Annotated in this window: 5 protein-coding genes and 1 pseudogene; 2 read left to right on the top strand and 4 right to left on the bottom strand. The window is 62.4% G+C overall.

All coding sequences use genetic code 11. The features are described 5' to 3' along the window. A pseudogene (locus tag EN935_RS25735) lies at nt 1-256 on the top strand (DUF1013 domain-containing protein); the annotation flags it as partial. Nucleotides 257-321: 65 nt separating this feature from the next. Here EN935_RS25735 and EN935_RS25730 read toward each other — a convergent pair. The 4 genes from EN935_RS25730 to EN935_RS25715 form a co-directional block, all read right to left on the bottom strand. Further along, complete coding sequence (locus EN935_RS25730) at nt 322-1041, bottom strand: YafY family protein (protein ID WP_127373741.1); 720 nt, start codon at nt 1039-1041, stop codon at nt 322-324. Between the two features lie 126 nt (nt 1042-1167). Further along, a complete protein-coding gene (locus tag EN935_RS25725) occupies nt 1168-1575 on the bottom strand; it encodes a hypothetical protein (RefSeq protein WP_109665012.1) in 408 nt (135 codons plus the stop codon). Nucleotides 1576-1649: 74 nt separating this feature from the next. Next, complete coding sequence (locus EN935_RS25720; protein WP_127264660.1) at nt 1650-2240, bottom strand: DJ-1/PfpI family protein; 591 nt, start codon at nt 2238-2240, stop codon at nt 1650-1652. A gap of 84 nt (nt 2241-2324) precedes the next feature. Then, nucleotides 2325-2492 (bottom strand): hypothetical protein, encoded by a 168-nt coding sequence (locus EN935_RS25715; protein ID WP_109665021.1) that lies wholly within the window; start codon nt 2490-2492, stop codon nt 2325-2327. A gap of 309 nt (nt 2493-2801) precedes the next feature. Between EN935_RS25715 and EN935_RS25710 the strand changes: the two genes are divergently transcribed. After that, nucleotides 2802-3749, top strand: a complete 948-nt coding sequence (locus EN935_RS25710; protein ID WP_127373740.1) for a ring-cleaving dioxygenase — start codon at nt 2802-2804, stop codon at nt 3747-3749. Nucleotides 3750-3895: the final 146 nt, after the last annotated feature.

The raw sequence follows: 3895 nt of genomic DNA, 5'->3' as shown, positions 1-3895 counted from the left end.
TCTGCAGCCGATGGACCCGGTGACGCTGGGCCTTTCCTCGCAGATCGACCTCGACATGGAAGTCAACCGCGCCTCGCGCGGTCGCGAACAGGCGCAGCCGGTCGGTGACACGCTGCTGCCGGCGGCCCTGACCGAGCGGCTGGTGCCGGCTCCCGAGAAGCCGAAGGACGAGGATGCCGAACTCGACGCCAACGCCGTGTTCGCCAAGCTCTCGGCGCTGAAGTCGAAGAACACGGACAATGATGACGACGAGTAAGGTTGTCCGGCATTCCAAGAAAAAAAGCCCGCTTCGAGCGGGCTTTTTTGTGGGTGCGTCGGGTCTCAGGTCCGCGCGGCGCGATCCGGCGCCATGCCATAATCCTCGCTGCGCTCCACCGCCCGGTAGAAGTCGGCAAGCTGCTTGCCGCGCTCCGGTTTGAAGATGTGGCCGGCGATGACCACGGAGGCGATGCGATCGATGCGGAAGGCGCGAAAATCGTCGCGCATCTCGCACCAGGCGACCAGCGTCCACACCTTGCCCCAGAACCACAGGCCAAGCGGGCGGATATCGCGGGCGGTGCCGCGCCCGGCCTCGTCGGAATAGTCGATGGTCAGCACTTGGCGCTTTTCGACAGCACGCTCGATCAGGTCGATCGCCTCGCGCGCGGCGTCGCTGACCACCCACATCGGCGTGTAGATTTCGGTACGGGCGATACGGTCTTTTTCGGCATCGGGCAGCACGGCGCCGATCTTGACCAGCGCCTCTTCGGCGGCGCGCGCCATGGCAGCACCGCCAAAGGCGCGCACCATGCGGGCGCCGGCGACCAGCGCAACGATCTCGTCACGCGTGAACATCAGCGGCGGAAGGTCGAAACCCTCCCTCATCATGTAGCCAACGCCGGCCTCGCCGTCGATCGGCACCCCTGTCGACTGCAGGTCGGCAATGTCGCGGTAGATGGTTCGCTCGGAAACCTCGAGCCACGTGCCGAGCTTCTGGGCAGTGACCAAACGGCCACCGCGCAGATGCTGCACGATCTGGAAGAGCCTGTCGGCGCGGCGCATCGTATGGTCCCTCGGCGTTGTTTCTTTTCATGTCGCCCAAAACCGCAGAACACTTTTAGGCGGTGCTCATCGTGTTTTGCGCATGCCGTTATCCCAAAACCGCAGAACGCTTTTGGGTGGCATGCATCATGGTTTCAGCCCTTCGCGCTTGCGTTGCGCGACAATAAACGCCGCGCCGAAGGAAAGTTTCTTCGTCGTCGGCGTTTTCGCATCGAGCACGCGCCAAAACGGTGCCACATCGCTCAACATCATGCCGCGCTCCAAATCCTCTTTGGCGGCTTCGGCAACGGTGCGCAGATGGTAGCCGATGGTAACCGGGCATGTCACTTCGGCGCCATGCTCGATGGCGAGCGCCGTGCGTAGCGCACGCACATCCATCTCGACGCCTTCAGGAATCGAGCGGATGAAATCATCGACCTGGCGCGCTGTCGGCACCAGCATCGGCTGGCCTTCGATGACATCGGCCATCGTGCGCGGCGTCGGCTTCACGCCGTTGATGCCTGGTGTGTTCAGTCTGTCGTTCCAACTCTTCATCGATCGTCCTTTCGACCGCCGATGCACAGTGTCTGAGGCTTGCACCATTGCACGCTCCTCCTGACAGCATACTGTCAGGAGGCTTCAGCATACTCCTTGGCGAACAGCGTCCGCATCTGCGCGAGATCGCTGCCTCTTTCGGGATAGAGCGTCTTCAGAAAGGCAAGCGCGAATGTCCCTGGTGCCGAACCGGGCGCGGAAACAATTTTGCCGTCAGTCACGGCATACGGCACATCCTGGTAGTTGCTGTCGCCGGCATAGCCGGCTTCATGACCATTGATCCAGTCACGGCCATTGCTGGTGTGTTTGGCTTTCTCGAACAGGCTGGCGCGGGCCAATGCCAGCGTGCCGGCGCAGATACCGCCGACCACGCTGCCGCGCGATGCAACAGCGTTGAGCAGATCGGCGACATCCGGCGGTGCCTTGCCGGCCCACTCGTCGGAGCCGATGACGGCGATGGCGTCGAGATCGGTATTCTCATCCGCCGCGCCCGATCGATCGGGCGTCAGCCGAAAGCCGCTGATCCCGGTCACTGGCTTGCCATCAGGCGTTAGCGACACGGCACGGGCGCCGAACCATTCGACCGCCGAGGCCGCCAGCAGCCCATACTCCCAGTCGGCAAAACCTTCGATGAAAAGGAAGCCGATTGTCTTCTGTTCGGGCATAAGCTCGCTCCCATCCTCACGCACCGGATCTGTTATCTGGGCGTTGACGCGCCCACATCCAACCGCTGTGTCGAAAAATTCGTCTCAATTGCCGCGGAAGCGACGTTCGGCATACATGTCCGGCCAGCCGATATCCTTGCGAATGTCCGCCGGCAACGAGTTCATGAACCGTTGGGTGCGGATCTCGTTGCGTATCGTGCGTATCTTGCCGACATAGTGCTGCACGCCGCGCAGAATGGTGGAACCGTTCATGGCTAGTCTCCTCTCTCTGATGGAGACACTATCGCACACCCCTCCTGACAGCAGTCTGTCAGGAGGATGGCAGGGCGGCGACTATAATTCCGACCGGTGTATTTGCCAGGAAGGGGATACTTCTTTCACGACGTCAGACGGTGGTTGGCACAGGCTTGCTTCATGTCGATTGTTCACCGGAGCGACCCTAATTGAGGCGCCGTTGTTCAGCTTCCGGCGACGGACTGTCGGAATGCGCGGCCTTCAGCAATGGTGCAGCAGTTCTGATATGAAGGGAGAAAATTCTTCCCCAAAACCAGGGAGACGACCATGAGCCTGCAACTGACAGGAATCCACCATCTCACCGCCATCACCGCCAATGCGCCGGGCAATCTTCATTTCTATACGAAGGTCCTGGGCCTGCGGCTGGTCAAGAAGACGGTGAACCAGGACGATACCTCGGCCTACCACCTCTTCTATGCCGACGGTGAAGCGACGCCGGGCACCGACCTTACCTTCTTCGACTGGCCGGTTGGCCGCGAGAAGCGCGGCACGCACACCATTGCGCGGACCAGCCTCAGGGTCGGCAGCCGGGAGAGCCTTGCCTGGTGGAAGCAGCACTTGGCAGACGAAGGCATTGTAACAGGAGAGATCGCCGACATCGGCGGCTACCCCTGTCTGGATTTCGAAGACCCCGAAGGCCAGCGTCTGCGCCTGGTCAGCGATGGCGGCAGGGGCGGCAGCCATCCCTGGGCGCAAAGTCCGGTACCGGCCGAGCACCAGATTCGCGGGCTCGGGCCGATCGTCATCAGCGTTCCCGACATCACCAACACCGAGGCGGTGGTGACCAAGGTGATGAACATGCGCAAGGCCCGCGACTATGCCTCGCCGGAGGGCCAGGTTCACGTCTTCGAAATGGGAGAGGGTGGGCCGGCGGCGGAGTTGCATGTCCTGGTGCAGCCGGGACTGGCGCCGGCACGGCAAGGGGCGGGTGCGGTTCACCATGTCGCCTTCAGGGCGCCGGACCAGGAGACGCTGCATCAATGGACTGCCCGGCTGGCCGAGTTCCGGCTGCCGTCGAGCGGCGAAGTCGAGCGCTATTATTTCCGCTCGCTCTATTTCCGCGAGCCGAACGGCATTCTGTTCGAGATCGCCACCGACGGGCCGGGGTTCACTGCCGACGAGCCGCTGGAAACGCTAGGTGAAAGTCTGGCCCTGCCGCCATTCCTCGAACCGAAGCGCGCATCGATCGAGGCCGGCCTCAAGCCGCTGAAGTAGATCGCTCGCGGTCAAAGGGGGGCGTCGCGTTTCCGGTTCGGGATCGCGGCGCCCATTCTTTCTCAGGCAACGAAGGACGCGCTTTGACAGCCGGCCGCGTTGCTGGTCAAAGGCGGCATGTCGAAACTCCTCGCGCTCGTCATTGT

Source organism: Mesorhizobium sp. M7D.F.Ca.US.004.03.1.1, from assembly GCF_003998635.1.
GTDB classification, from domain to species: Bacteria; Pseudomonadota; Alphaproteobacteria; order Rhizobiales; family Rhizobiaceae; genus Mesorhizobium; species Mesorhizobium loti.
Note: the sequence above shows the minus strand (reverse complement) of the source record. Positions and strands in the feature narration are given on the sequence as shown.

Coding starts and splice junctions, on each gene's coding strand:
- EN935_RS25730 (WP_127373741.1), bottom strand. CDS start 1,041: ATGCGCCGCGCCGACAGGCTCTTCCAGATCGTGCAGCATCTGCGCGGT.
- EN935_RS25725 (WP_109665012.1), bottom strand. CDS start 1,575: ATGAAGAGTTGGAACGACAGACTGAACACACCAGGCATCAACGGCGTG.
- EN935_RS25710 (WP_127373740.1), top strand. CDS start 2,802: ATGAGCCTGCAACTGACAGGAATCCACCATCTCACCGCCATCACCGCC.
- EN935_RS25720 (WP_127264660.1), bottom strand. CDS start 2,240: ATGCCCGAACAGAAGACAATCGGCTTCCTTTTCATCGAAGGTTTTGCC.
- EN935_RS25715 (WP_109665021.1), bottom strand. CDS start 2,492: ATGAACGGTTCCACCATTCTGCGCGGCGTGCAGCACTATGTCGGCAAG.